16 protein-coding genes and 1 pseudogene are annotated in these 21,972 nt (G+C 60.3%); 10 read left to right on the top strand and 7 right to left on the bottom strand.

What is annotated here, in order from left to right:
- Window positions 1–67 precede the first annotated feature (67 nt).
- Window positions 68–415 (bottom strand): hypothetical protein, encoded by a 348-nt coding sequence (locus PMN64_RS16450; protein ID WP_411781372.1) that lies wholly within the window; start codon window positions 413–415, stop codon window positions 68–70.
- 13 nt (window positions 416–428) lie between these two features.
- On the opposite strand from PMN64_RS16450, the gene PMN64_RS16445 reads away from it, so the two are divergent.
- The 4 genes from PMN64_RS16445 (at window position 429) to PMN64_RS16430 (ending at window position 5,086) form a co-directional block, all read left to right on the top strand.
- Complete coding sequence (locus PMN64_RS16445; RefSeq protein ID WP_411781371.1) at window positions 429–1,547, top strand: AI-2E family transporter; 1,119 nt, start codon at window positions 429–431, stop codon at window positions 1,545–1,547.
- Window positions 1,548–1,834: 287 nt separating this feature from the next.
- The gene (locus PMN64_RS16440) at window positions 1,835–3,028 is read left to right on the top strand and encodes an HlyD family efflux transporter periplasmic adaptor subunit (protein ID WP_411781370.1); all 1,194 of its coding nucleotides are present in this window, start codon (window positions 1,835–1,837) and stop codon (window positions 3,026–3,028) included.
- Between the two features lies 1 nt (window position 3,029).
- Window positions 3,030–4,589: a DHA2 family efflux MFS transporter permease subunit gene (locus tag PMN64_RS16435; RefSeq protein ID WP_283090018.1), complete on the top strand. Its 1,560-nt coding sequence runs from the start codon at window positions 3,030–3,032 to the stop codon at window positions 4,587–4,589.
- Window positions 4,590–4,612: 23 nt separating this feature from the next.
- Window positions 4,613–5,086, top strand: a complete 474-nt coding sequence (locus tag PMN64_RS16430) for a phosphate-starvation-inducible PsiE family protein (protein ID WP_225646010.1) — start codon at window positions 4,613–4,615, stop codon at window positions 5,084–5,086.
- A gap of 471 nt (window positions 5,087–5,557) precedes the next feature.
- On the opposite strand, the gene PMN64_RS16425 is transcribed toward PMN64_RS16430, so the two are convergent.
- Window positions 5,558–5,980 carry a hypothetical protein gene (locus PMN64_RS16425; RefSeq protein ID WP_411781369.1) on the bottom strand — a complete coding sequence of 141 codons (423 nt, stop codon included), beginning with the start codon at window positions 5,978–5,980 and terminating at the stop codon, window positions 5,558–5,560.
- Window positions 5,981–6,164: 184 nt separating this feature from the next.
- Window positions 6,165–7,028 (bottom strand): SDH family Clp fold serine proteinase, encoded by an 864-nt coding sequence (locus PMN64_RS16420; RefSeq protein WP_411781368.1) that lies wholly within the window; start codon window positions 7,026–7,028, stop codon window positions 6,165–6,167.
- Window positions 7,029–7,344: 316 nt separating this feature from the next.
- Between PMN64_RS16420 and PMN64_RS16415 the strand changes: the two genes are divergently transcribed.
- The 3 genes from PMN64_RS16415 to PMN64_RS16405 all read left to right on the top strand — a co-directional run bounded on the left by PMN64_RS16415 (window position 7,345) and on the right by PMN64_RS16405 (window position 9,535).
- Entirely contained in the window at window positions 7,345–7,629 is a 285-nt protein-coding gene (locus PMN64_RS16415; protein WP_283090021.1) for a hypothetical protein, read from the top strand.
- Window positions 7,630–8,067: 438 nt separating this feature from the next.
- Complete coding sequence (locus tag PMN64_RS16410) at window positions 8,068–8,748, top strand: dienelactone hydrolase family protein (protein WP_283090022.1); 681 nt, start codon at window positions 8,068–8,070, stop codon at window positions 8,746–8,748.
- Between the two features lie 262 nt (window positions 8,749–9,010).
- The gene (locus PMN64_RS16405; RefSeq protein WP_283090023.1) at window positions 9,011–9,535 is read left to right on the top strand and encodes a DedA family protein; all 525 of its coding nucleotides are present in this window, start codon (window positions 9,011–9,013) and stop codon (window positions 9,533–9,535) included.
- 243 nt (window positions 9,536–9,778) lie between these two features.
- Here the strand turns inward: PMN64_RS16405 and PMN64_RS16400 are convergent, their stop codons facing one another.
- Entirely contained in the window at window positions 9,779–10,897 is a 1,119-nt protein-coding gene (locus PMN64_RS16400; RefSeq protein WP_411781367.1) for a site-2 protease family protein, read from the bottom strand.
- A 499-nt stretch (window positions 10,898–11,396) separates the two neighbouring features.
- Window positions 11,397–12,071 (bottom strand): HAD family hydrolase, encoded by a 675-nt coding sequence (locus PMN64_RS16395; RefSeq protein ID WP_411781366.1) that lies wholly within the window; start codon window positions 12,069–12,071, stop codon window positions 11,397–11,399.
- Between the two features lie 938 nt (window positions 12,072–13,009).
- Between PMN64_RS16395 and clpB the strand changes: the two genes are divergently transcribed.
- Window positions 13,010–15,649 (top strand): ATP-dependent chaperone ClpB, encoded by a 2,640-nt coding sequence (clpB, locus tag PMN64_RS16390; RefSeq protein WP_411781365.1) that lies wholly within the window; start codon window positions 13,010–13,012, stop codon window positions 15,647–15,649.
- Between the two features lie 457 nt (window positions 15,650–16,106).
- On the opposite strand, the pseudogene PMN64_RS16385 reads toward clpB, so the two are convergent.
- Window positions 16,107–16,220 (bottom strand): annotated as a pseudogene (locus PMN64_RS16385) (IS5/IS1182 family transposase); the annotation flags it as partial.
- A gap of 234 nt (window positions 16,221–16,454) precedes the next feature.
- On the opposite strand from PMN64_RS16385, the gene PMN64_RS16380 reads away from it, so the two are divergent.
- Window positions 16,455–19,322 carry a PAS domain S-box protein gene (locus PMN64_RS16380; protein WP_411781364.1) on the top strand — a complete coding sequence of 956 codons (2,868 nt, stop codon included), beginning with the start codon at window positions 16,455–16,457 and terminating at the stop codon, window positions 19,320–19,322.
- 766 nt (window positions 19,323–20,088) lie between these two features.
- On the opposite strand, the gene PMN64_RS16375 is transcribed toward PMN64_RS16380, so the two are convergent.
- Entirely contained in the window at window positions 20,089–21,354 is a 1,266-nt protein-coding gene (locus PMN64_RS16375; protein WP_411781363.1) for a DUF1236 domain-containing protein, read from the bottom strand.
- Between the two features lie 319 nt (window positions 21,355–21,673).
- Between PMN64_RS16375 and PMN64_RS16370 the strand changes: the two genes are divergently transcribed.
- Window positions 21,674–21,907, top strand: a complete 234-nt coding sequence (locus tag PMN64_RS16370) for a DUF6894 family protein (RefSeq protein ID WP_411781362.1) — start codon at window positions 21,674–21,676, stop codon at window positions 21,905–21,907.
- The last annotated feature ends 65 nt before the right edge of the window (window positions 21,908–21,972 follow it).

Genomic DNA, 21,972 nt, shown 5'->3' with positions numbered 1-21,972 from the left:
GTTCCGCCGCGTGGACTACCTTGACAGCCTTCAATTGCGGCTTCGGGGTGGAAGAACGCGCCCGAATTCATGCGCGATGAGGAGGAAATGGCGAGATGCGCAGGATACGGATGGTCGTGCTGCGTAGCATTACTTCGTGAAAGCTTTGCCTGGCCACGTCCTCATGAGTTCGGGTTCGAAAGATTTGAGCAAGGGCATCAACAACAAGGCCGGCCGAGATCACACTGGAACAGATAGCCTCAGCTCCGCGGCGAAACCAACTGATGCCTGTCAATTCGATCTGGGTGAATTGAAAACCGCGCCCGCGAACTCGGCACCCATTCGAACGGCGCATCGGCATCGGCAAGTTGATGTCCATCAGCGTGGTGAAGTGGCTAGCCATGTAGCCTGCGAGCAGACGGATCGGTGCCAGCACGATGGGATCCCCAATGCAGCGCGATGACTTCGTGCGAAGCGATGACGGAAGTGGACTTAGCACGCTGGAAGAACCTCCACCCCCATTCGAATCGAATGTGCGGGCGATCACCCAGGCCGTTATCGCAGTCGCAGTGGTGTTGCTCGCGCTTTGGGTCGCGCGCGATTTCCTGGTTGCATTGATTTGGGCGGGCGTGATTGCCATCACCACCTGGCCGATCTATGTTAGGTTTGCGCAGTTGATTTCTAGCCGTCCCTCATCACTGCTAGCATCGTTACTGTTTACTTGCATAATCGGCCTTGTTCTTCTCGTACCCATTGTCTTGACCGTGCGTCAGGTCGCCCAGGGGAGCGACGCTCTTGTGCATGTGCTCGATCGCCTGCGCGAGGGCGGCGTTGTTGTCCCTGCTTGGTTCGCGCAGCTGCCGATCGCCGGCAAATACCTCGATCTCTGGTGGCGTGCCAACCTCAGCAGACCTGAGGCTCTCACGGAATGGTTTCGCGGTGTAAACATCGAAAGTCTGACGAGCTGGACCGGCACGCTCGGCGGCGCACTGCTACATCGTCTCTTTCTCTTCGCCATTACGTTGATCGCGCTTTGCTTGATGCTGCGTGACGGAACATGGCTTGCGAACCGTTCGGTCGTCACCGCTCGGCGGCTGCTCGGCAGACCCGGCACTCGCCTGATCGGCAAGATCGCCGATGCAACTCGCGCCACCGTGAACGGAACGATCGCAGCGGCGATTGTGAAGGGCGCTGTCGTCGGTATCGCCTACGTCGTGATGGGCGTGCCGAGCCCGCTGCTATTTTCGGCGATGACAATTGTGTTGGCGATGGTGCCGCTCGGCGCCTGGGTTGCGCTTGCGGCGGCTGCTCTGACTTTGGTTGTTCAAGACGGGAGCTTGTTGGCGCCTATCGGACTGTTTGTCTTTGGTGCGGCGGTGCTTCTGATCGGCGACAATTTCATTCAGCCGGCTCTTATCGGAGGCAGCGCTGAGCTGCCCTTCCTGCTGGTGCTGGTCGGAATTCTCGGCGGGATGCAGTCGTTTGGATTGGTAGGCCTCTTTCTTGGCCCGGTAATCATGGCGGCGCTCCTGACCATATGGCGCGAATGGATCGGCATTCGGGAGTGACGGTTAAGGGTGATCGTCACGAGGTCCTGTTGCTCTCTCGCCGTTCATTGGGCGGAAAAAGTGGACCGCACGGCTTTCGCCGGCGGTCCAAGTCTTGGGAGGAACGCCCACGCAGGGCAAGCGACGCGGGGGCGCCAAAGTCAAATCGCAAATCGAGCCGCCTCACGCATTGTCGAGGCTCAATTTTCTGCCTGGATTTTGTATTTCGCGAGAGGCTGACACCCATCAAGGTGCCGACGATCGATTGACGCAACATTGCGACTAACCGGGACGGCGAGTATCGCGCCATGCCAGATAGCGGCTTCGAAGCATTTACGGAAGTTGGCGAACCCACCACGGCCCGCGCACTCCCGAGGCGTTCTCCTTACCTGGGTCGGGAACTTCAGGGTTCGACGGAGAAGCCTGGCGTAGAAGGCGAGCCGGCGCCATCGCGAAGCCGCTGGCGCCGACCGCTGTTGGCCCTTGGTCCGGTCGCGCTGGTAGCCGGCGCGCTCGCGCTTTATCTGACGACCGGCCGCTACGTGTCCGAGGAAGACGCTTATGTTCAGGCGGTGAGCGCGTCGATCAGCGCGCAGATCTCGGGCCAGGTCATCGGCATCGCGGCAAGGTCGAACGCGCCGGTGAAGAAAGGCGACCCGCTCTTCAACATCGATACGGAGACATATCGGGTTGCGCTAGCCAACGCCGAAGCGCAGCTCGGCATTGCACGCGACCAGGCGCACACGCTGATCGAGACTTACCGAGCACGCCAGAAGCAGATCGATGAGGCAAGGGCCTCGGTCGACTACACGCGGGCCAATTATGAACGCCAGCAGCAGCTCTACAACACTGGCACCTCGCCTCGGGCGACGCTCGATGCCGCAATCCGCGACTTTCAGGCGGCGAAGGCCAATCTGGCCAGCTTGGAGAGGGAGGCAGCAGCGGCGCTCGCCCAGATTGGCGGCAACCTGGATTTGCCGGTCGACCAGCAATCCACGGTCAAACAGGCGCAGGCGGCCGTCGATCTCGCCGCGCGCAACCTGCGACTGACCTCTATCGTCGCACCTTTCGACGGCATTCCGCACAACATCGAGAGCATCGCGATAGGCGTTTTTTTGAATGCCGGACAAGCCGCGTTTCCGCTGGTAGCGACGCGCGATCTCTATGTCGAAGCCAATATCAAGGAGACGGATCTCACTTATGTGAGGGAAGGAAATCCGGCGCGGGTCATCGTTGACGCCTATCCGGACGCGCCGATTGCAGCGCAGGTAACATCGCTGGCACCCGCGAGTGGATCGGTCTTCGCACTACTGCCGCCGCAAAATGCCACAGGCAACTGGGTGAAAGTCGTGCAGCGCATTCCGGTTCGTCTTTCTTTCGATCAACCCGCGAACCACCCGCCACTGCGCGCAGGGATGAGTGTCAAGATCTCGATCGACACCGGCCACCAGCGATCGCTACGCGAGCTGTGGCGTGACTTCACCGCGATTTTCGGGGCCTGACATGGCGAGCAGCGCCGCAGATAGCAGCATCATGAACCGCGGAATGATCACAGTAACCGTGATGCTTGCGACCCTGATGCAGGCGCTTGATACCACGATAGCCAATGTCGCGTTGCCATATATGCAGGGCAGCCTGTCGGCAACGAGCGACCAAATCAACTGGGTCTTGACTTCCTATATCGTCGCAGCGGCGATCGTTACGCCGGCGACTGGCTGGCTCGAAGCAAGGCTCGGCCGCAAGCCATTATTCCTGACAGCGGTGATCGGCTTCATTGTGACCTCGATGCTCTGTGGGGCGGCCGTATCGCTAGGACAGATGGTCGTCTTTCGACTGCTTCAGGGTATCTTTGGCGCGCCGCTGGTGCCGCTCTCGCAATCCGTGCTGCTCGACGTTTATCCGCCGGAGCGGCAAGGACAGGCGACGGCGATATTCGGCCTCGGCGTCATGTTGGGCCCGATTCTCGGGCCGACACTCGGCGGCTGGTTGACCGACTCCTATAGCTGGCGCTGGGTGTTTTATGTCAACTTGCCGGTTGGCCTGCTGTGCGCGCTTGGCATTTTGCTGTTTCTCGGACGGCGCACCGATCGGCCCCTTGCGCGGCGGCTCGATTGGCTCGGATTTGCGTCGCTCAGCCTGGGCATTGGTGCATTGCAGCTTTTCCTGGACCGGGGCGAGCGCCTCGACTGGCTTTCCTCTCCCGAGATTCAGTTGGAAGCCGCCCTTTTCGTGCTCGGCTTCTATCTCTTTACGGTCCACTCCCTGTCGATGGCCGATCCTTTCATTGATCTTGCGTTGTTCCGCGACCGGAATTTTGTCGTCGGGGTCATCCTGATTTTCATCGTCGGTGTCGTGCTGCTAGCGACGCTATCGATGCTGACGCCCTATCTCGAAAAGCTTATGAACTATCCAGTGCTGACGGCGGGCCTCGTGCTAGCGCCACGTGGTGTCGGGACCATGGTCGCGATGTTGTTGGTCGGGCAACTCATCCGCCATATCGACGGACGCATCTTGATCGCGACTGGTTTCGGACTGACGGCGCTGTCCCTCTATTTCATGACCGGCTTTACTCCCGACGTATCGCAGGGCACCCTGGTCCGCACCGGTTTACTGCAGGGTTTCGGCCTTGGATTCGTCTTCGTACCGCTCGGCACGGTGGCGTTCGGAACCCTTCCCTCGACGTTGCGCACGCAGGGAACCGGGCTCTTCAATTTGATGCGAAATATCGGGGCGAGCATCGGCATTTCCCTGATGAGCTATCTGCTGGTGCGCAATTCAGCCACCGCCCAGGCCGAGCTGGTCGAGCACATCACCCCCTACCGGCAGGTGATACGCGACCATGCCCAGCATTTCGGTCTCGCAACCGTTCAGGGGCGGGCCGCACTTGCCCAGCTCGTTTCAGCACAGGCAGAAGCTGTCGCGTTCATCGACAATTTCAAGCTGATGATGTTCGTGTCCTTGCTGGCGATCCCGCTGGTAATACTGATACAACGTCCACCCCGAGCGCCTGGAAAGAGAGTGCGCCAGGAAGGATTGTGGAAGCGTGAGACGCCAGAAGCGTGAGACGCGGCGTGTCGGAGGCCCTGATGTCGATCAAGCACGAGTTGAGGGATGCGAGAGAACGATTGGGGCTGCTGTCGCTGTATCAACGCTTCGAGTACGTCGTCGTCATGTTCCTCACGGCGTTGATTGCCGTCATCGTCGTCGCCGCCATGTGGACCCTGACCTTGAAGATCTTGTTTGGCCTGGTTCTCGCTGGAGGATTCGATCCATCCGACTACTCGGCGTTTCAGGCTGCATTCGGCATGATCCTGACGGTGATCATTGCACTCGAGTTCAAGAAAACGCTTCTGGTGGTTGCTGAGCGCCGTGATACCGTTGTCCAGATACGCTCGGTCGTGATGATCACGTTATTGGCTATCTGCCGGAAGGTCATCATCCTCGATCTCACAGAGACGGACGCGCTGCACATCTTGTCGCTGGCGGCGGCGATCGTCGCGCTCGGCGTTATCTATTGGCTGATAGGTCGTCGCGATCTGGCGGAGGACGAGATGGCCTGACGTTAGTACGAAGCGCTATCAACTGCTGACGAAAGCCGGCAGTTTTGGGGCGCACTACCTCCGACGGAGGGAAAGGTTGAACTTACGGTAATGGGGAATAGCGTAGGCTGGCCTACGAGACGGGCGAAATCGTTGACGGCGACGATGGCATCGATGTTACCGTCTTTGCCGATTGAAATCCTTGATCCTCCGACCGTCTCGCTCTTATTGACGTCAAGGTTTAGCTTTGGGCTACAGAACGGTAGCCTTGGGCAAGCTCGTTCGTCTTGAGTGCGTGAGCCCGAGTTTCCCGCGGCAGCACGATTCATCCACGGAGCAAGAGCGACGATCGTCGAGACGACCGTCGCTGGCGATGGCAACGAGAAACGAGATTTGACAATCAAATCACTTTCGGTTGCTGCCCGGAGACGCGCCATACGATACACGCGCGTCGCCGGTATCATCCGACGAGATCAATCTAGCTGCGGATCGTTACCGAGAAGGCCGGTCCAAGGTATTGGTCGTCGATCCGCTGGTATTCGATCCCGTGGTGCTCGAATCCGTGGTGGTGCTGTCCATGACGATCTGCGTGACGAGCTTGTTGTCGGGATCGATCAGCACGATCCGGTCCGGCAGTTTGACGAAGAGAAGGTTCTTCGTCTCGGGAACCTTATCGGTAACGTTGCCCGGCATCGACTGCGCTGACATGGAATCGGGAACTTTATTGCCAACCTGCGGTTGCTCGCCGGACGGCGCGGGCTGTGATGGCGAAGACGCGAGTCCCTGGCTGACAGCCTGTTGCTGACTTGCCGTCAAATCGGGGTGAACGTCGCCAGAGGCGCGCTGGGCGGCGGCGAAGCTTACGCTGCCAAGAAGCGCAACGGCGATCGCGCCTCCGCGAATTAGTTGGTGCATGATCGTCTCCTGAATAGAGTGAGGGATCAACCGAGGCGGTCGGGGATACCACGACACTCGAGCCGCTTGGTGATCAGGTATTTATACATGTGACAGAGCCGGGCACGTTGACTGCCGTCAAGTTCACACGAGTTTCGTGACTTGATAATTGATGAGGGCGAATTGATCGTGCGACTTGGATGCGTTACGGAACCCGCGGCCATCCGAACGCATCCATCTTCGGTCCTTCCGATCCGCGCCGCTCGACCGGCAGGTACTCCACGCCGCCGCCGCTTTGCATTCGGACGGGTTGCGGATAGAGCTTGAGCAGCTTGAGGACGTTGTGCGGCATGTCGGTGCTCACGGGCAAGCCGAGCGACGTCGCGACGGAGGCCCATATCGGATAGTCGTGGGTCCACGTGCCGGAGGTTAGGGTGTCCGCGACGGCACCGGCTTTCTCCGCGGATAGTCGACGGGTCAGCAGCTCGCATGCGGCCTGTTTGACCTGCGTGATCGCCTTGCGGCCGACGTCGGCCATGATCAGCGTGCGGTCGTCGACCTTTGCAATCGGCTTGTCTGCCAAGACCTTGATCAGCGAGGCGGCCGGTGAGTCCCCGAGTTGCGGATCGATCGGGCCCAGCATGGAATGCTTGCTCATGACGATTTCGTCGGCGGCGAGTGCGATCAGCGTACCGCCCGACATGGCGTGGTGCGGTACAAAGACGGTGACCTTCGCTTTGTGTTCCCGTACGGCTTTGGCGATCTGCAATGCGGCCAGGACGAGTCCGCCCGGAGTATGAAGCACGAGATCAATCGGCACATCGGCGTCCGTCATCTGGATAGCGCGCATCACGTCCTCGGAATCGTTGATGTCGATGTAGCGCGCAAGCGGAAAGCCGAGAAACCGCATCGTTTCCTGCCGGTGCACCAGCAGGATCACCCGGGACTGTCGCTCGCGCTCGATCTGCGAAATCTTGCGTACCCGCAAGACTTCGAGAAACTGCCGCCGCAGCATCGGTTGGAGCGCTGAGAATATGAAGAACATCCAGACAATATCGCCTGTCGACATCGTGTCCTCCTCAGCGAGCGGAACGCTGGTTAGTCGTAACGACTAGGCCAAAGGCAAAACGCTGCTCCGCGTGCAGAGCACAGAGATATCGTCTTCATCCGAACTCGCGCGGGGAACATTGAGCGCCGTCGTGTCGTGCACCATGATCGTTGTCAATATTTCGTGGCTCAAGGCGGCGCAAATTGACCTTCGTGTCGCATTGTAATTGATGCCTCTTCCAACAGAGGCGCTACCATTTTCTTAGGCCGACCGAACCGAACAATCTGGCGAGCCATCCCCTCGCAAAATTAGTGCAACTCGTTCTTCCATCAGGGAGATGAACGACGAACCTGGTCCCCAATTCCCGCGCAACTGCTTGCGCGGCAAATTCGGCGTTTTCCCTGGTCGGATAGTGACCGAGCTCGCACCCCTTGTCGTCGCGAACGACCCAGTCGTCGAAATTGTCGTCGGGAAAAACGTGAATGGCCGCAACCATAGGGGAACTCCGCACCACGTGCAAAGATACTGCAATGTCGAACAGGGCGCCGTGATAAAGATCAATTTCGTGCCCGGTCCGGGCCGGGTGGTGGTGGTGGTGGTGTGTGAGAGAATGCGAAACTGATGACAAATATCAAGGAGGAGGCTGATCCGTCCGTCGAGTTTCCGATCGCCGCGGGGAAGGCCATTTCGGAATCTTCCGCGCGATGCCTATGGAATTCTCGTTGCAAGAGGGCTGATTTGCGAGCTTTGCAATCAGTTCGTGTTCTCCTGCTTGCACACGAAGCCGTTCTGGCTGTTCCTGCAATGGGTGCCGGCTCAGTGCTTCGTGATCATACTCTGCCGAGAAGCGGCACGATCATCCTTCCATTGACGGACGTCATGGTCGGGCGAGACCTTGTTGGGCAAAGTTCTTTCAAAAGCTTGCTGCGAACCAAGCTGCGAGCCAAGGTGTGTTGCTCGCGATCAGTGCCTATTGGCAAGGCAAGCGGCGTTTTCGTTCGCAGCGGATAGGCGGGAGAGATAGCGGTCGCCGCAGCGCATTCCAGGAAGGAAAGTAACGATGCGCAATCCTGCTGCTCTAGCGATTGAAGACCAGTTGGTAGCCATCCCAGCGGGCTCGGAATCGCTCTACGGCAGGCTGACGGTGCCGCTAGAATCCAGCGGCCTTATTCTCTTCGCGCAAGGCAGCAGTGGCTTTCACAATCCTCGCAGTCGCTACCTGGATCGCTATGTGGAGCGTCTGCTCAACGAGTCCAATCTTGCGACTCTCCTTGTTGATTTGCTGACGGTCGAGGAGCAAGAAATAGACCTCCGCACGAAAAGGTTGCGGCTCAACATTGCGCTGCTCGCCGAACGGCTGATTGGTGTAGCCGATTGGATCACGCAACACCCGGATACGAAGGGCCTACGGCTCGGCTATTTCGGAACTGACACCGGCATAGCGGCAGCATTGGAAGCGGCGGCGGTACGTTCCGATCAAGTTGGTGCGATCACGTCGCGAGGAGGCCGTCCCGATCTCGCCGGTGCTGCCTTGGTGCGCGTCTGCGCACCGACGCTGCTCATAGTAGGCGGAAACGACCTTGAGGCGGTTAAGCCGAACCGGGAAGCGTTCAAGCAGCTGAAATGCGAAAAGCAATTCGCCCTCGTGCCAGGCGCAACACGCTTCTTCGAGGAGCCCGTTGCGCTGGACGAAGTGGCAGCGCTGGCGCGTCGGTGGTATTACAGACACCTCGTTGGGTGAACTCGATCCGCGAAGAGGCGGCAAGGGATCGGTTGAACTACCGTTTCGAAGCCGCTGCGCGAAGCCTGGACGTAAGACATCTAGAGGCGGAGTTCTCGCAGGCTGCCGACGTCAGGGATGTCAAGACCGTTTACCGACTACTCGTCGGCGAGTTCAGCCAAGTCGGACAAAGCGAGGGCGGGCCGCACGCGGAGCGATTGGTCAGTATAGGTAACTGCTGTCTTCTCACATTTCTGTAGATGCTTGGTTGATGCGAATGCCGATGGAATCTTACGCACAGCAAATCATCGACTTCGTGCGTCAGAACGAGGCCTGGGCGCCGCCGATTGTTTTTGCGCTCGCTTTCGGTGAGTCGCTAGCATTCATCTCGGTGTTGGTTCCGGCTTGGGCTGCGTTGATCGCGATTGGTGGGCTGGTCAGCGTGAGCGAGATCAAGTTCTGGCCGATCTGGATCGCCGCCTCGACGGGCGCTGGGCTCGGCGATTGGGTATCCTACTGGATCGGCTTGAAACTGGGGAAGGCCATCTACCACAGGTGGCCTTTCTCCCGGCATCCGCATCTCATTTCGAAGGGGGAGTCCTTCGTGAGGAAATGGGGCGTGTCCGGCGTCTTCATCGGTCGTTTCTTCGGCCCGTTGCGCGCGGTCGTTCCACTTGTCGCTGGCATCTTCGCCATGCCCTATTGGCCCTTTCAGGTCGCCAATTTCGCTTCGGCATTCCTGTGGGCGGCCGTGGTGCTGCAAATTGGCAAATTTGGATCGGAAGCCCTGACTTGGCTCTGGGAGTAGGCGACACCAATTTCGGCGCCCAAGAGCGATGCAATGGAGAAATTCAATGCGAGAAATACTGCTTGGCTGAGGAGGCAACTGGGTATTGCGATTCGTCATTCACACCCGGCGCTGCGAACGCCCACGGCTCGAACGAGACAATCAGGAATATATTCGAGGTCGCGAGCCCGCAGCCTCGCAAGATCAAAATCGACGGCCGCAGAGGGTTATCGAAACCGACAACGTCGGCGATAACCGGTCCGTTCAGGCTGCCGCGGGCCGGTGGCCGCTGCTCAGTCGGTATCCAGGCGGCATGGCGCTCGCGATCATCAGCATTTCGCCTAGCCTTTCGGAACTCACAAGTCCAACCAGCCGGTCCGCACCATCAAGGACGCCGACGGCGGGCGCACCTTTTTCCTGCAGGAGTTTGAGTGCGTCTTCCAGCGTGCAGCGACGATTGCAGGTCGGGAAAGGCGACAATGTCGCGTCCTTTAGCCGAGCCTCGGGACCGAGCTCTTTCAGAGCGCGGATCAGGTCGGCGCGGGACAGGATACCGACTGGCCGCTGTGCATGATCGACGATCGGGAATTCGCTCTGGCTCGTGTGCAGCAGGAGCTCGATCGCCTCGTTGAGACGCGATTCCGGCGTGAGCATTGCGAACTGCGTCATCGTCGCGGCGTCGACCGGCACGCCTTGCGACAAGGAGCGGAGGGCGACCATATGGGCCTCCGAGGAGGCCGCCAGATAAACGAAGATCGCGATGAAGATCAGCATCGGGCTTCCGAACAGACCGATAAAGCCGAGCGCGAACGCGACCCATTGACCGATCATTGCAGCGATCTCGGTGGCGCGAACGAGGCCGAGCCGCGCTGAGAGGAGCGCGCGCAGGATGCGTCCGCCATCCATCGGGAAGGCGGGGACCAGGTTGAAGAGCGCGAGGAACAGATTCACCGATGCGAGCCGGTCGACCATTGAGACCTGGGCGCTTTCGACCGCCGCGAGCGAGCCGCCGTCCAGTGTCGCGCTCGTGAGGAGGACGAGACCGAACGCGACCACGACATTGACCAGTGGGCCCGCGATCGCGATGAGAAATTCCTCAAGCGGCGTTTGCGGAATGCGTTCCAGCCGCGCGACGCCGCCGATTGGAAGCAAAATGACATCGGGTGTCAGAACGCCGAAGGCGCGCGCCATCAGGATGTGGCCGAACTCATGCGCCAGCACGCAGATGAACAGGAGCATCATGAACAGAAGGCTGCTCCAGGCCGCATTGGTCCCGCCCGAGACGTAACTCGCGCCGAAAATCCAGGCGAGGAAGAGGAGGAAAGTGATGTGGATTCGGACGGCTGTTCCGGCGATGGAGCCGAGCTTCAGGTACCAAGACATGGCTTGCCTCACAACGGTCGAGCTTCGGGGCAGGGGCAGGATGAAGCGGCTGTCCTGCTGCTGCGCTGACAAACCGCAACCCCAACGGTGTCAATCCGCTTGCATATTTGGAGGCCGACCCCCGGCTCAGGGTCATATCGTTGCAGGCCGAACACGCTAAGAATTTCGAAATTCTCCGTATGCCCGTGATCAGGGGAAACTCGCAGTTGTCTCGTGCGTGCCTCGATCGCCACTTCGTGACAAGAGCGGCCCTCTCATCAAGGGCGGCTGTCGTGAGCAGGCCGGAGGAGGTGACGTCGTTAGACATCTGAGACGATCACACGCGGCTCATGCACTGACGACAAGGACCAAGCGAGCCAGAAGTCGTTACAAAAAGGCTGCCGTGCGAACGAGAGTTTCCTCTCAACGCGGCTGATTGCGCCTGCAAAATGGGGTTCCGCGGCTGTGCCAGGAAGGTGCGTGAGGTATCTTGAGCGTGGCCGTGCCGCGCGTGCAGGCGTCATCGACGGCCGCCAACCTCGTCGACATGCCTCAACAGATCGGCCGGATCATCGTAAACGCGGATTGCACCGGATTGCCTCAACTCGTCTTGCCCATAGCCACCGCTCAAAAGACCAACACCCAGGGCCCGGCATCGTATTGCCGCCAGCATGTCCCAGACGCTATCGCCCACAACCACTGCTGTTTCGATAGGTGCTTCCAGTCGGGCGGCGGCCGCGAGAAACAGGTCCGGATCGGGTTTGGCATATTTGACCTGATCGCGCGTCACTACCGGGATCCTGTCTGGATCGACGCTGAGCGCGGCCAGATTGACGGCTGCGGTTTCCATGCGGCCGCTGGTCGCAATCGTCCACGGAATACCGGCCTCCGACAACCACGACAGCAATTCTCGCGCTCCCGGCAGAGGCCGGACGTATCTGGCCTGCTGACGGTACGCGGCGGCGTGGCCCTCGCGCAGCCGTTCCGCGCGCTCATCGCTAATCTCGAACCCGGTCTCGCGCAGAAGCTGGTCGGTGAACAAGCCGCCGCTCATGCCGATCTTGCGATGGATGCGCCACACCGATAGCTCAATGCCTTCAGCGTCAAGCGCGTGCTTCCAGGCAAGGACGTGTTGGTACACGCTGTCCACCAGGGTTCCATCAAGGTCAAATATAAAGACGGGCTCGATCCGCATCGATTTCTCCTTCTTCGATAGCATTGTCATCTGCAATGACCGAGCATCTTCAATTTGACGGTGCCAGCGAGCGGCAATCCTCGGCCTTGGCGATCAACCGCCGTTCAGGCAGCGAAGACAAAGGCCACCACAGCGCAACTGCTTCCGACCAGGTAGCGATTTTGCTGACGGTACGACGCCAAGAATGGCCACCGCCGCATCTGACGTGCTCAAGATGTCAGGTGTGAGGCGCGCCATGGACACCCAGGGCTCGCTTAACGTCGACGCCAGCCCCGTTCGAGGCGACCAATAGCCCGATGCCGAGCGCGACCGCGAGACGGGAGACCAGCGCTTGGGGGGCCTTGGACGGGTCCATGTCCGGACTGTTCTAGGTGCGACCATTGCGCCGCTCGGTAATGACTACCAGCGTTCGACCGGGTCTCCCTGGTTGCAACAGCGCAATCCATCATTCACCGAAATCTAGGGGCTCCCGCATCGCGAGCACCTTGATTGACGTCAGCTTGCTTGAGGGTTTTCAGCGGCCAATATCTTTGTCGGCCGCTCGGTGCAGCAATCGCGATGCGGATCGTGCGCGCGCAAGCACGGTATGCAGGCTGTGCTACTACGACTGAGTGACAGCCAAAGCTTTCGGGAAGCTTTATGGAGGTCAACGCGCTGTGGGTTCGGCCTGGACGATCGAAAAACAGGACGTGGAGCGTAAACGTCTCGCCGCACAATCGGATGCAATTCCCTCATTCAACCGGCGCGCCGAGCTAGAGATACTAGTCTGGCTGGTAGCCGGCGGAGAGCGGCACCGCTGCGGCGGGGGGCGCGGCTATGCCAAATGAGGTCGACGACCACCGGCCGGTTGACCGATATCAACGCGGCCAGGCGGAAACTCAATAATGATATTAGGGAGTGCCTTCGGGCTTGAGCGTCGCGCTGAAGGAAGCAAACCGATGAATATCGAGAAATATACCGAGCGTTCGCGCGGCTTCATCCAGTCGGCGCAATCGCTCGCCATGCGCGAGGGCCACCAGCAGTTCTCGACACTGCATGTGTTGAAAGTGCTGCTGGATGACAATGAGGGCCTTGCGAGCGGCCTGATTGACCGTGCGGGCGGCAACTCCCGCGCCATCCTGAAAGCGACCGAGGACGCGCTGAATAAATTGCCAAAAGTGTCCGGCGGCGGGGCTGGACAGGTCTATCTCGCGCCGGAACTGGCGCGCGCCTTCGATGCTTCCGAGAAGGCGGCCGACAAGGCCGGCGACAGCTTTGTCACCGTCGAGCGGCTGCTACTGGGCCTCGCGATGGACAAGAACAGCGAAGCCGGCAATATTTTGAGCCAGGGCGGCGTCACGACGCAGAATCTTAACGCGGCGATCGAGTCCCTGCGCAAGGGCCGCACCGCGGATTCCGCGACGGCCGAAAACGCCTACGACGCGCTGAAGAAATATGCCCGCGACCTGACCCAGGCCGCACGCGACGGCAAGCTCGATCCCGTCATCGGCCGCGACGAGGAGATCCGTCGCACGATTCAAGTGCTCTCCCGCCGCACCAAGAACAATCCCGTGCTGATCGGCGAGCCCGGCGTCGGCAAGACCGCTATCGTCGAGGGCCTCGCGCTGCGCATCGTCAATGGCGACGTGCCGGAAAGCCTGAAGGACAAAAAGCTGCTCTCCCTCGACATGGGCGCGTTGATTGCCGGCGCAAAGTATCGCGGCGAGTTCGAGGAGCGGCTGAAAGCCGTGCTGCAGGAGGTCATCTCCGCGGAGGGCAGCATCATCCTGTTTATCGACGAGATGCACACGCTGATCGGCGCCGGCAAGGCCGACGGCGCGATGGACGCGTCCAACCTGTTGAAGCCTGCGCTCGCGCGCGGCGAGCTGCACTGCATCGGCGCCACAACGCTCGACGAATACCAGAAGCATGTCGAAAAGGATGCCGCGCTCGCCCGGCGCTTCCAGCCGATCTATGTCAACGAGCCCACAGTCGAGGACACCATCTCGATCCTGCGCGGCCTGAAGGACAAATATGAGCAGCATCATGGGGTGCGCATCACCGATTCCGCGCTGGTGGCCGCGACCACGCTGTCGAACCGCTACATCACCGACCGCTTCCTGCCGGACAAGGCCATCGACCTGATGGACGAGGCGGCGGCGCGGCTGAAGATGCAGGTCGATTCGAAGCCGGAAGAGCTCGATTCGCTGGATCGCGACATCATCCGGCTGAAGATCGAGCAGGAGGCGCTAAAGAAGGAAAGCGATCCGGGTTCCAAGACCCGGCTGCAGACGCTGGAGAAGGAACTTGCCGATCTCGAAGAGAAATCCGCGGCGCTGACGGCGCGCTGGAGCAAGGAGAAGAACAAGCTTTCCGATGCGGCGAAGCTGAAGAGCGAGCTCGATGCCTTGCGCATTGAACTTGCCAACGCGCAGCGCCGCGGCGAATTCCAGCGCGCGGGCGAACTTGCCTATGGCAAGATTCCCGAGCTTGAGAAGAAACTCGCCTCCATCGAGGACAACGAGGCGCCCGGCGAAATGATGGAGGAGGCGGTCACCGCCAACCACATCGCGCAGGTCGTGTCGCGCTGGACCGGCGTGCCCGTCGACAAGATGCTGGAAGGCGAAAAGGACAAGCTCCTCAAGATGGAGGAGGCGCTTTCCAGGCGCGTCGTTGGCCAGGCCGAAGCGGTGCACGCGGTGGCGACCGCCGTTCGGCGTTCGCGCGCGGGCCTGCAGGATCCGAACCGGCCGACCGGCTCGTTCATGTTCTTAGGACCCACCGGCGTCGGCAAGACCGAGCTGACGAAAGCCTTGGCGGAGTATCTCTTCAACGACGAGACCGCGATGGTGCGCCTCGACATGTCCGAATACATGGAGAAGCACTCGGTCTCCCGTCTGATCGGCGCGCCTCCGGGCTATGTGGGTTATGACGAGGGCGGCGCGCTCACGGAAGCGGTGCGGCGGCGGCCCTACCAGGTCGTGCTGTTCGACGAGATCGAGAAGGCGCACCCGGACGTCTTCAACGTGCTGCTGCAGGTGCTCGACGACGGCCGCTTGACCGACGGGCAGGGCCGCACCGTCGACTTCCGCAATACCCTGATCATCATGACGTCGAACCTCGGTTCGGAATTTTTGGTGAACCAGCCGGAAGGCGAGGACACCTCGGCCGTTCGCGATCAGGTGATGGGGATGGTGCGGGCACATTTCCGCCCTGAGTTCCTCAACCGCGTCGACGAGATCATCCTGTTCCACCGCCTGCAGAAGAGCGAGATGGGCCGGATCGTCGAGATCCAGTTCGCGCGGCTGCAAGAGCTGCTCGAGGATCGAAAGATCGCGCTGACGCTCGATGCTTCCGCACGCGACTGGCTGGCCGACAAAGGCTGGGACCCCGCCTATGGAGCGCGCCCCCTGAAGCGGGTGATCCAGCGCAGCGTGCAGGATCCGCTGGCCGAGATGATCCTGGCCGGCGAGGTCGCCGACGGGGACCGCGTTGTGATCTCGAGCGAAGGCAATGTGCTGACCTTCAATGGCAAGGTGGCGCAGACCGCCGAGGTAGCCCAGTTCGAGGCGCCGCAGGCCAGGCGCAAGCTGCATTAAAAGGGAATGACGTCGTGCTGATCGACGGCGCCTCATAGCCGGACAGCCATGTGTGCGGGCGATTAAGCTGAAGTATCCCACCGGGATAGAAGCGAGCGTAGACGTGGGGTGGCCCGCGGAGGCGGAACCCGGGGAGGGCGCCCGGGTTCCTAGCCCGCCGCAACAACATCCCTCCCTCCAGGGACCGCTCGGCATGGCCGCCCTGTTATGTTCACAAGCCAGCTGAACGGTCGGTGAACTATGCACTTTTAGGAACTAAGAGCGCATGAAACAATTGGTTCGGCCGTGAGAGGTGGCCGGCTGTGCGACGATAAGCGATTTCCGCGAGCCGCCAAGTCGACTTCACCCCGGTCATCACAGAAGTCCGTTTTTGAGCCGGGCCATTGCTGCGCGGCTATGAACACGTTCTGGGGGGAGCAAGGTACGAGGAGGACCGAACACACAGCCGATTATTATGTGCCTCACCGGGCGTGAGCACGAGACGGACCGGTAGCCCGTCGGTGTCCACCACCGCGTGTATCTTGCCCGTGAGACCTCCTCGCGAGGGACCCATAATTGCGGGGACCAAGCCAACTTTTTGACGCTTGATTGCCCGGGCCAATCTTTTGACGCTTGATTGCCCGGGCCAATCTATCGTACTTGAGGACAATAACGTCCGTTTCGCCTGCGCCCGCGAGAAGGCCCAGTGGGCAAGGACCTTCACCGAGGACGATCAGCTTGGCCGTCCAGCGGTGGCGAGATGGGCGCGCGCGATCGTACGTCAGGACAATGATGTCCTTTTCGCCAGCGCCCGCGAGAAGCCCAGGTGGGCAAGGACCTTCACCTAGGACGATCAGCTTGGCCATCCAACGGCGGCGAGATGGGCGCGCGCGTTCGCGCGTTCGATTGGGAGAAGACTTCGCTTGGGCCGATTGCCAGTTGGCCCCAGAGCCTCAAGACCACCATTGACCTCATGATGGCATCGCAACTCGCGATGAATCTGATCTGGGGTCCCGAGCGCATCCTAATCTACAATGAGGTCCATCGGGCGTTCATGGGGACGATGCATCCTCGTGCCTTCGGTCGACCGGGGCGCGAAGTCTGGGGCGAGGTATGGGAGGCGGCTGAAGCGGCGATCCACCGCCGTGTTTTCGCGGGCGAGACCGTTACGCTGGAAGACCATCCCTGGACGCTTCTGCGCGACGACGGTCCTGAGGAAGCGTTTTTCACGTCTTACTTTACGCCCATCCGCGACGAGACGGGCGCGGTCGTCGCCAATCTCGCCACTGCTTTCGAAACCACCAACGCCATAAAGGAAAAGGCGGCGCGAGACCAGGCCGAACGGGCCTTGCGCAAGAGCGAAGCCAGCCTGCGCGAGGTACTCGAAGGGATCGGCGAGGCCTTTTATGCGCTTGATCAGGATCAACGTTTTCTTTACGCAAGCCGCAAGGCACTCGAGATTTGGGACAAGAAGCCCGACGATTTGATAGGCGTCCCGTTTCTCTCAGCGTTCCCGAACGCTGTCGGCGCGCTGGACTATGAGGCGCAGCGGCGCGCACTCGAGACTGGCACGGCCCAGCATTTCGAGAGCACCTCGCCTTTGATTGGGCATTGGTTCGAGGTCGACATCTATCCAGTCTCGACGGGCGTTTCTGTTGCGTTCCGAGACATCGATCGGCGTAAACAAGCAGAAGCGTTGCTGCTGGCCAGCGAAGCGCGGCTAAAGGCGGCAGTCGGACTGATCGGCTTATCGCCTTATTCTGGCGACCCTAGGACCGGCGCTCTCGACTGGGATGCACGCCTTAAGGCAATGTGGGGATTACCCGCTGACACCACCGTCGACGCGCCGATGGCTGTCGCGGCCATACACCGTGACGACCAGGCTCGGGTCGCAGCGGCGTGGGAGGCCTCACTCGACCCCGATAGCGATGGCGTTTTCGTGGCCGAGTACCGTGTGCAGGGAATCGAGGATGGCATAGAACGTTGGGTCTCTACCCACGCCCAAAATTTCTTTGAAGGCCGACAGCCGGTCGGATTCATCGGTGCCATACGCGAGATCACAGAGGAGAAGCATGCCGAAGCGCGTCTGCGCGAGAGCGAAGCACGGCTGAAGGCGGCCGTCGATCTCGCGCGGCTCGGCCGCTATGCTTGGAATCCGCAAACCAATGAGTTGCAATGGGATGACACGTTGCGGGCAATGTGGGGCCTGGCTGCAGGCACGCCTGTCGATTACGAGGTGTGGAGGGCCGGCGTTCATCCAGACGATCTTGCACGTGTCGAGGCTGCGGTCCAGCGGTCCGTCGACCCGCGGGGCGATGGGGTCTACGATATCGAGTACCGGGTCATCGGAAATACGGACGGCGTGGAACGCTGGATCGCGACGCGCGGGCGGACCAATTTCGAGAACGAGGCGCCAGTTGCGTTTTTCGGTATCGCCTTGGAGGTCACCGAGCGCAAACGTATTGAAGAAAGGCTCGAGCGCCGCATTGAAGACCGGAGGCGCGAACTGGAGGAGGCCAACCGGCAGCTCCGCTCTCAAATGGAGAAACGTAAGTTTGCCGAAACCGAAGTCCAGCAGTTGCAGCGGCTCGATGCGATCGGGCAGATCACGTCAGGAGTGGCGCACGATTTCAACAACCTACTCACAGTCGTGCTGACCAATGCGCGTCTGCTCGCTCGTACAATGGAACGCCCTGACGATCGGGAAGGCATCGAACTCATCCGGACCGCTGCTGACCGGGGCAGGAAGCTCGTTGCGCAACTCCTCGCCTTTTCGCGGAAACAGCAACTTGCACCCCTCGAGGTTGATCTAAACAGAAAGATCGCCGGAATCGGCGATCTGCTCGGCGCCACCTTGGGCGGGACGGTGCAACTCAAAACAATATTTGCTCCGGATCTCTGGCCCGCTCTGGTCGATCCAAACCAAATCGAGATGATCGTTCTCAATCTCGCCATCAACGCCAGGGACGCGATGCAGCCGGGCGACACGCTCACTATCGAGACGTTCAACACCGTCATCGAAAGCGAGTCCTTTCGGCCGGAAGAGCCGTTGCCGGGAGACTACGTGGTTCTCGCCGTCAATGATACCGGCACTGGTATCCCAGATGATGTCCTGCTGCATGTGTTCGAGCCTTTCTACACGACGAAAGAACCAGGAAAGGGCTCGGGCCTCGGATTGGCGCAAGTCTTCGGTTTTGCCAAACAGTCCGGTGGTGGCGTGCGTATTGAGACTCGCCTCGGTCAGGGCACTGCGGTGAAGGTTTTCTTGCCGCGCGCGGGGGTCGACAATGCTGATCACCATGCGGACACCGTTGATGCGAGCAAGCCTCTGCAGACCACCAAGAGATTTCGTGTTCTGGTCGCAGATGACGAAAAGGCTGTCCTGAAGTCCATGGTTAGGATGCTCGATCTTCTCGGATATGCAACGGTGTCGGCGGAGAGCGGCGGCGAAGCGCTTCGCATGCTCGCAAGTAATCAGGAAATAGATCTCGTTCTCGCGGATCTCGCCATGCCGGAAATGAGCGGCGGCGAGCTTGCGAAAGCGATCCGTGCGATGCGGCCAACTTTGCCAGTCATCCTTATCACCGGCTATGGCGATCGCGCCGCCCTGAATGAGTTGAACGACTTGCGAATTATTTTGAAGCCGTTCACGGAAGACGAACTAGTTAACGCGATCAGCGCCGCACTAGAATAGGCGAGCTTCCGATGTCGTTGATGGCCCGTCGTATCATTCGCTGCGATGCGGAATTTGATCGCTACGGGGGCATAGCGGACTTTCGCGAGCCGTCAGCTCCGCCCATTTAGGTGTGCCGGATGAAAGCTTTTCACGTGAGTCTAATTGAGATGCGAGGCCGATCGGGATTCTTGTCGAGCAACGACAAAAATGCGCGTCTTCCTTTGAGGAAAGATGCTCTCCCTATTGATTCTCGAACGCGGACAGCCACGCGAGCGGCACTCACCATCCTTGTAGGCAATTCCGCGCTTTTGGGTTGCCCTGTCGGCACTGAGCTGGGCCGGGTAATTGCAATCAGCACTTGGCTGATCTAGGTTCGCTTCAGGCCTCTTTCTTTGGTGCGCGTTCATCACCCTCAGAGATGCCACCGAGTACGTCGGCAAGCTGCCCGAGGCGAAACTTACCCTGCCGGACGGGCAAGCCGCCATGGAAGCGCTGATCCTGGTGGCGGAGAGCGGCGGCCCGGTGATGCTGGCGCGGATCGGCGTCATGCGGCATTGAACCGCAACCAAGTCCGCGAATTCAATCCGACGCGAAAGGATGCGCACCGGGGCCGGCACAAGCTCAAGAGGAATCAGCGATCGCCGTTTTCGTCTATGTCCACATCAGGATGCCGGTCGGCGAGGTTAACCACCAGGGTGTCTGCAAACCGGGTTGCCGCGGAAACGTGCAGCTCCTCACCCCGACCCTCTCCCCGTAAGAACGGGAAGAGGGAGAACAGCCAGCCTCAGTCGATCACCTGGACGATCTTCTGCTGCTGCGGGTCAACCAGCACCACCTCGTCGCCGATGGCGAGATAGCGGTAGTTGGCGAGCTCCGGATGGTTGCGCGCCAGTTCTTCCGGCACCGGCTGCAGCGACAGACAGTTCGACGCGGAGGTTCCGCCGCCGGCCGAAGGCGAGGTCGAGCCGACCGTCGTCGAAGAGCTCCGCACCAATTCTCTGAACCGTCTGCGCATGTCATCGCTGATGACGACATGATCGCGGCTGTAAGCGGCTGCCCTGCCGTAACCCGGTCCGTCGTCGAGAATATCGACAACCTCGCGCCGCCGCGGATCGATAATGGCAACGCGGTTGTCGATCACCGTGTACTCATAGTCCCGGTATTGCGGCATAATCCGCACGATATCGGGCGGCAACCGGCGCGCCTGCACGCCCCGCGGCAACCGCGTGCCGACATTGACCTGAACATTGAGCTTTTGGCTGGTGGCAGTCCTGTCGCGCCGCAACTGATCGACGACTTGCCGGCGCTGATCGTCGTTGAGCGCGGCCGAGGAAGTCTGGCCGTTCGATTGGTCCGGCTCTTGGCCAGTCTTCTGGGTCTGTGTGTTGTCTGCCGGCCGCGCGTTCTGCTGCGAGGACGTGGAGGGCCGGGCGGCCTGATCGCGTTGCTCCTTGCGATCGCGATCGATCTGCTGCTGGGTCTGCTGCTGCTTCGTATCGGCCGGCCTGGTGGCGTCCTGCGCGCGGTCCTGCTTGGCCTGACCCTCGCGGCCCCGCAGCTTTTCCTCAGCCTGTTGCTTCTGATCGGCAGCCGGCTTGGCATCGCGGCCCTGCTGCAGTTCCTTCTGCTGCGCTGTGCTCGAGGGAGCGCGCTCGCCACGGCTGGGCTGATCCTGGCTCTGCCGGGTCGGTTCCTTGGACTCGCGGCCCTGCGACTTCTGCGCCTCCTTACTGCGCTCGTCCGGCAATGGGACCTCACGGCGCTGCATATCCTTGGTGCCACCCTTCGGCTCGGACTGCGCGCGCTCCTTGATGCGATCGGCCGCGCCGTCGCGATCCATCTCCTTCGACTGGGCGGCTGGACGGTCCATTTCCCTAGACTGAGACGCTGGTGACTGGGCGCGGGGGCTCTCCTCGCGCTTCTGCGAACCTTCCGGCGATTGCGCAATGGCGGGACCGGCGCCAATCACCAACGCCATCGCCGTCGTGTAAAGCCAATTAATCCTCATGGGAGAATCTCCTGTTGGTTCCCCCCGTCTCGGGTTCGGCAAACTAGGTTGCCGCGTTTGGTTCCACCATGACGACGGTCAACCGGGCCGAGGCGATCCGCGCAGCGGGAGGACCAAATCCCAGGCAAGTGGCTGGTAGCCCGCTGGCGGGCGGTGCAGCCTTTTCTTGACGCCTGGAAGAAGGTAGCTGCAAACAAAGGTTTGGAATTGTAGGCGGCCGGTCAGCGAGGCGTCGAATTGTTGAAGCGTGATGGGCGCGGCTTTCGGAAACTCTGACGGAACTTAGGGCTGATTTGCGGTTTATGACAGCCAGAATAATCTTGTTGATCGGAACGAAAGCTAGCCCTCCTCATTCCTTGGTATGACCCGATTTTACTTCCATCGACACCTGAACGGGCAGGCGGTAATAGATCAAAAGGGTGTAGTGCTGGACGACGCCGGCGCAGCATGCAGTTACGCTGTGCGTCGCATGCCAGGTGCGCTTAGTCGAGCTCTTGGCCAGCAACAACCTGATGTTCACGCGGCGACAGAAATTTCCAACGGCACAAGAACCCTCTATATTATCAGGGGGAAAATCGTCGTGGAGAAAAAGTAGATTGTCGTCTGTCCATTAGCCTCGATGCAATATCACCGATCCGCCGCGTTTTCTACGCGCTGATC

The organism is Bradyrhizobium sp. UFLA01-814, from assembly GCF_046718885.1.
In the GTDB taxonomy this organism is placed as follows: domain Bacteria; phylum Pseudomonadota; class Alphaproteobacteria; order Rhizobiales; family Xanthobacteraceae; genus Bradyrhizobium; species Bradyrhizobium elkanii.
This window is presented reverse-complemented; position numbering and strand designations above follow the sequence as displayed.